This window comes from Spirulina subsalsa CS-330, from assembly GCF_028330765.1.
GTDB lineage: Bacteria > Cyanobacteriota > Cyanobacteriia > Cyanobacteriales > Spirulinaceae > Spirulina > Spirulina subsalsa_A.
The window spans coordinates 1-5,706 of sequence record NZ_JAQMTY010000293.1; the positions used below are offsets into that span (position 1 = coordinate 1).

General features: G+C 51.7%; 4 protein-coding genes. All 4 read left to right on the top strand.

The annotated features are described in order from the left end of the window. Positions 1–357: 357 nt before the first annotated feature. The 4 genes from PN477_RS20085 (at position 358) to PN477_RS20100 (ending at position 4,809) form a co-directional block, all read left to right on the top strand. Positions 358–2,016 (top strand): ABC1 kinase family protein, encoded by a 1,659-nt coding sequence (locus PN477_RS20085; RefSeq protein WP_072622820.1) that lies wholly within the window; start codon positions 358–360, stop codon positions 2,014–2,016. Positions 2,017–2,174: 158 nt separating this feature from the next. Next, complete coding sequence (locus PN477_RS20090) at positions 2,175–3,599, top strand: hypothetical protein (protein ID WP_272120612.1); 1,425 nt, start codon at positions 2,175–2,177, stop codon at positions 3,597–3,599. A 19-nt stretch (positions 3,600–3,618) separates the two neighbouring features. Beyond that, entirely contained in the window at positions 3,619–4,017 is a 399-nt protein-coding gene (locus PN477_RS20095) for a hypothetical protein (RefSeq protein ID WP_272120609.1), read from the top strand. A 114-nt stretch (positions 4,018–4,131) separates the two neighbouring features. Further along, a complete protein-coding gene (locus tag PN477_RS20100) occupies positions 4,132–4,809 on the top strand; it encodes a hypothetical protein (protein WP_272120606.1) in 678 nt (225 codons plus the stop codon). Positions 4,810–5,706 lie beyond the last annotated feature (897 nt).

The window sequence follows — 5,706 nt, forward strand, 5'->3', positions numbered from 1 at the left end:
CTCCACAAGCATCTGTTTAACGTCCACTGAATGTCCCGCAGCAGACAACAAAAACTTAGTTGTGTTTCGATTTCTCCTTCATAAACTATGCCGCCCCTGTGATCAGGTATTTCTTTTTGGTCGGACATTTTATCTGGCGAAAACCACCAATCTTGCCTCTCTAGGCACACTTGGGTGCGTTGGCCTCCCGATTTTAACACAAAACTGAATTCAGTCGTCTCCCGTTGGTCGGTTTATTTGTTGGCAAAACTTCATCTCACCGCTAACCCAACGGTGTAGCAGGAGTCCTCTTTTTGCATTTAAGATGGGCAGGTGAGGACAGGTTTCTCATCACTGCTTTTCATTACGCCGACTCAAATGGTTCTCGCCTTAACCCAAAATACCTCCCGCCAGCGTGAAATTTTAGAAATTGTACTGGGTAACGGCTGGGGCTATATGCGCGGATTGCTCACCGGAGGCACGAAGGAAGAACCGCAAATTCCGCCCCCCGAAGCCCTCCGCAATATCCTCGTGGAACTTGGCCCGGTCTATGTCAAACTGGGGCAACTCCTCAGCACGCGCCCGGACTTGATGCCACCGAGCTACATCGAAGCCCTCACTGCGCTCCAGGCCAAAGTGCCCACCGTGCCGTGGAAAGATGTGGAATCCTTAATCCGACAGCAATTGTCGAAACCCCTCGATGAGGTGTTTGCCACGATCAACACCACCCCGATCGCGGCTGGTTCCATCGCCCAAATCTATCGCGCCACCCTCAACAACGGCCAAGAAGTGGCCATGAAGGTGCAACGGCCGGGCATTGAAAAAATCGTCCGCCAAGATACGGCACTGATTAAAGCGATCGCTGAACTCGTTTCCGCAACGGAGTTCGGCCAAGACTACGATATTGTTTCCCTCGCTGATGAATTTACCTCGGCTCTGAAGGCGGAATTGGATTTCACCAAAGAGGCCGCCTATACCGAACAACTGCGGCGTAATTTAGCCCAGAGTCGTTGGTTTGATGCGCGGCAGTTGGTGATTCCGGCGATTTATAAAAGCCTGACGACGGAAAAGCTGCTGGTGATGGAGTGGCTGGAGGGGAAGCCGATCTTAGATGCGGAGATTCATCCGGCAGATGGGAAGACGGGGGGCGATTTGCGCCGCCGCCAGCAGATCGCAACCCTGCTGTTTCGGGCGTTTTTCCAGCAGATGTATATTGATGGCTTTTTCCATGCTGATCCCCATCCGGGTAATATTTTCTATTTACAGAGCGATCGCGTTGCCTTGATTGACTGTGGCATGATTGGCCGCCTTGACCCGCGCACCCAGTCGATTTTGGTGGAATTGTTGCTTGCGATCGTCAATATCGACGCGAAACGCTGTAGCCAACTCACCCTTGATCTGTCGGAATCTTCGCAGCCGGTGGATCTGGCCCGTCTTGAAATTGATTTTGACCGGATGCTGCGCAAATATTACAACATCAGCCTCTCCAATATTAATTTCAGCGAAGCCTTTTACGAAATTCTTCAAGTCGCCCGCAACAACAAAATTAAGCTGCCGGGGAATATGGGACTCTATGCGAAAAGTTTGGCAAACCTGGAAGGAGTGGCGCGGGGTTTCTATCCAGATGTGAATTTGCTCGATGAATTTAAACCATTGATGACGGATTTATTTAGCCGTCAATTACTAGGGGATGATCCCCTGCAAACTGGGTTACGAATCGCGCTGGATTTAAAATCGCTGGCGTTACAAAGTCCCCGGCAAATGGAGGTGATTCTCGATCGCGTCAGTTCAGAAACCTTGCAATGGAATTTAAAAATTCGGGAGTTAAGTTCTGTCCGGAAAAGTTTAGAAAATTCCGCCAATCGGCTGGCTTATAGCATTGTTGTTGGGTCGTTGTTGATCGGGGCGGCGTTGATTGCTCGGAATACGCCGATTCCGCAACTGTCGATTATTAGTGCGGTGTTGTTTGGGGCGGCGACGTTTTTGGGGTTTGGGTTGATTGTGAGTATTTGGCGATCGGGGGGTCAGTTTAAGTAATTCTACGCTGGGCCGAAGGGCGGATTTGTGGGGTGAGGGGGGTCTCTTGGGGGATCACATCCGGATGGTTGCAGTGGGGCTTCGTAAATTGAACTGACCACTGCAACTTCTCTAAGTCAGGCAATGGTTTCCAATACCCACTTGTGTGAGGAAAACGTATGCGTGTTACTGACATTGCCCTTCTCTCGGTTTTGCCCCTGCTGCCGACTCTGAATGCTCAAGCAAACGAGGGCATTTCACCCCAAGATATTGATGCCTTGACCGCAGGCGATCGCACTGTTGATCAGTCCATTCAACCTCAAATTGGCTTGGATGTGACCCAGGCCGCCCAGCGGAGCCAACCGAGCCAACCTGAATTTCATGCCCAAGCGATCGAGTTTGCGTCGGCTACGGCTGATGTGGCTCCGCTTGAAATTGCCACGGCCCAGCCCTTGCCGGAGTTTACGGCTCCTGAATCAGTAGCGATCGCACCCCCAGCCACTGAAGCGATCGCGCCTGTGGCCGAAGCAAGTGCGCCTGAAACTCCAGACCCGATCGCCCCGCTCGCAACCCAACCCGATGCGATCGCTCCGGCCCCGGAAACCGTGGCCCTAGCGGACTATCAAACCCATCAAGGCGCAGCAACCACCGGAGCCGCCACCCTCCAAACCCAAGCCGCTGCACCGCCACAATTGGCCGCCCGCTCCACATCCATCCGTCCGGAACTGAACCCAGAACCCCAATTCCAGTTAGAAACCGCCGCGATGGAACTAGAGGCGATCGACACCGCCGCATTACCCAAACAATGCGAGAGTGCGATCGAAGCCCGCGCCAGCGAAACCGTCAGCCCCACCATGCTCCTAGCCCAAGCTGGTCGCGTCAACTGCTACGACCCCCAACCCATCGAAGCCGTCGAAGTCCCCGAATCCAAAAAATTCGTCTCATCCCCCGCGATGAGCATCTACATCCCCGTCGGCTACGGCGCAGACAACAACACCGTCTTCCTCAACGCCAACTATCAATCCGCCGTCCGTCCCGATGCCAGCGGCGCGTTGTTTAACGGCGGCTTAGGCGTGGGCTTAGGAGATGCCTCCAAAGCCGTCGGCGTGGAACTCTCCTACGTCTTCGCCAATAACGACGACTTCGGCGACGGCGGCTTCAACGCCAAAGTTCACCGCCGCATCGCCGATGACCTCTCGATCGCTGCCGGTTGGAACGGCTTCCTGAACATTGGCCGCAACGACTTTGAACAATCCCTCTATGGCGTTGCCACCAAAGTCTTTCGCCTCAATGACTCCCTCGACGACCCCTTGAGCCGTCTTGCCGTTACCGCCGGCGTGGGCAGCAATCAATACCGCTCCAACGGAGCCGCCTTTGTGGGCGAAAACAACGTCAACGTGTTCGGTAACGTAGCGTTGCGGGTTGTCCGTCCGATTAGTTTCATCGCGGAATGGACAGGTCAAGACCTCGGCCTCGGCCTCTCTATTGCCCCCTTCAAAAATCTACCCATCACGATCACCCCCGCCGTGCGCGACATCGTCACCACCAATGACGGCCGTGCCGCCCGCTTCGTGATCGGTTTAGGCACTGCATTCCGCTTTTAACCTGAGGAGATTATTCACTATGCAACGCTTTATTTTTTGGCTTGGTCTACTCATGCTGTCCGGGTTCGCCGCTCCTGCCTACGCCCAAAACGTCAGCCAAGGGGACATTACCGGCACGCAGGTTTGGAACAATAACCCGCCCATTTTTGACATTGATGCCCCGGAAATTCAAGACTTGATTAACCGGATTGAACTCTTTAACGAAGAGTCGGAAACGGTCTATCTCACCTGTAGCGCGGCCTTAGATAACGACAGCGGCCCGCGCCGTTATGCCCGCCCCGATTCCCCCAACGCCAGCAAACCCCTACCACCGGCCTGTGCGCGTCTGATCAACCTTGAACGGGAAAGCATCACCCTGCGCCAAGAAGTGACGGCGATCGAAGAAGAATACGGCAATCCGGATTTCTTGATTTGGTAAATCGGGCAGAATCCACAGCAGTCAGATTGGGCCGGGCTTACCGGCTCTCACTGACGGTTAAGGCTGCCACCCTGAACTAATTTCTCTCGTTTTTTTTGAGGTAAGGAGTCAACAATGTTTAAGCAAGGTAAATCCTTCGGCATGGTAATGATGGCGTTGGGTCTGTGGGCGTTTTCGCTGCTCCCCGCCCAGGCCCAAAGTCGGCTCAGTAACCGTGTGATTCAATTTTCCGAAGATACGATTGTCGAGTTTGAAATCCGCTCGACCCAAGGCGCAAACCGGGGCGTGGTGGGGGTGATGATGAACCCCGACACCTCAGCCACGAAAATCCCGCTCTTTGAAGAGGTCAAACCCTACGATGATTTTGGGATCACCAGTTTCACCGATTATCGCGGCACAGTGGCGGGCGGTACGGTGCGCCCGGTGGATAGTCCAGGGGCGAATTTGGTAGCATCGCGCTCCAACGGCGAAGGCTCGTTAATCATTGAGTATCTGTTCCGGGCGAATACTCCCTATGTGTTCTACATGGATGTCTATACCGCCACGGAAAACCGCTACATCACTACCTTTACCTCCACCAATGTCAATGCGGTGAATTTTCGCGGGGCGTTGGATGATGGCAACGGGATCTTGATGGGCTGGGAAGATGACGGCGAAGGCCGGGTGCGTCCATCGGGAGCCGTGGAGGTGGAGATCTCCGACGATGATTTTGATGATGTGACAATTTTGGCGGGGGGTGTGATTCCCTGTTTCGATGAGAATGGGGTAACGGGGGGATCGACCCGCTTTTAAGGGGGCAGTCCTCATCCTCAATCCCGTTTAATCGTTCTCTCTCCCAAGAGATTTATTGAGCCATGGCAACATGGCTTTTTTTTTGTAATGTGTACTGCTCTATTGGGGGGCGATGGGTGGCGGGGCGATGGGTGGCGGGGCGATCGCATTTCTTCGTTATGATCAAATTATCAAGATAGTAGTGGAAACCTCGAATAATAGGTTATCTCTAATTTTTTGTCCTGTACTGAGAAATTCGGATCTAATGTACTTGATTGAATGCAGATCAAGCATACAGCCTTTACCTTGCTTATTCGGTACAGTCTCCCGTTCACTCGGTAGGGCGTGGGCTAAAGTTAGTGTACTCATTATTTTAGGTAAAGGCTGTAAAGAATTGTGAAAACATGATCCTTTTTTGAGTGGTATGTTTTATACATCATAAGAATAGCCACAGCGTGTAATGGATTATTGTTAGCGATTTTCATACTTTGTACCCATAGGTCAAATATCAAAGCAAATTACTTCGGAAATTTTAATCCGTGACATCAAAGTTTTGATGTCTTTAAAAATACAGCCTGTTTTGGATAAAAACCATCTAAATAGGGTTGCTTTTCTATGTTAATTAAGTTGTTTTGAATTCTTGAAATATTTGATCTGTGAGATGTTTTTTAACTTTTAAAAAGTGAATGCTTTATAATTGATCAGTCTTGTTTGAACGTTAGTTTAACGAGTCGGTTTGTCTACGCGGGCGATCACCCAGCTAAGCAAGCTATCTTCAATGCAAAAAGAGGACTCCCGCTACACCGTTAGGTTAGCGGTGAGATGAAGTTTTGCCAACAAATAAACCGACCAACGGGAGACGACTGAATTCAGTTTTGTGTTAAAATCGAGAAGCCAACGCACCCAAGTGTGCCTAGA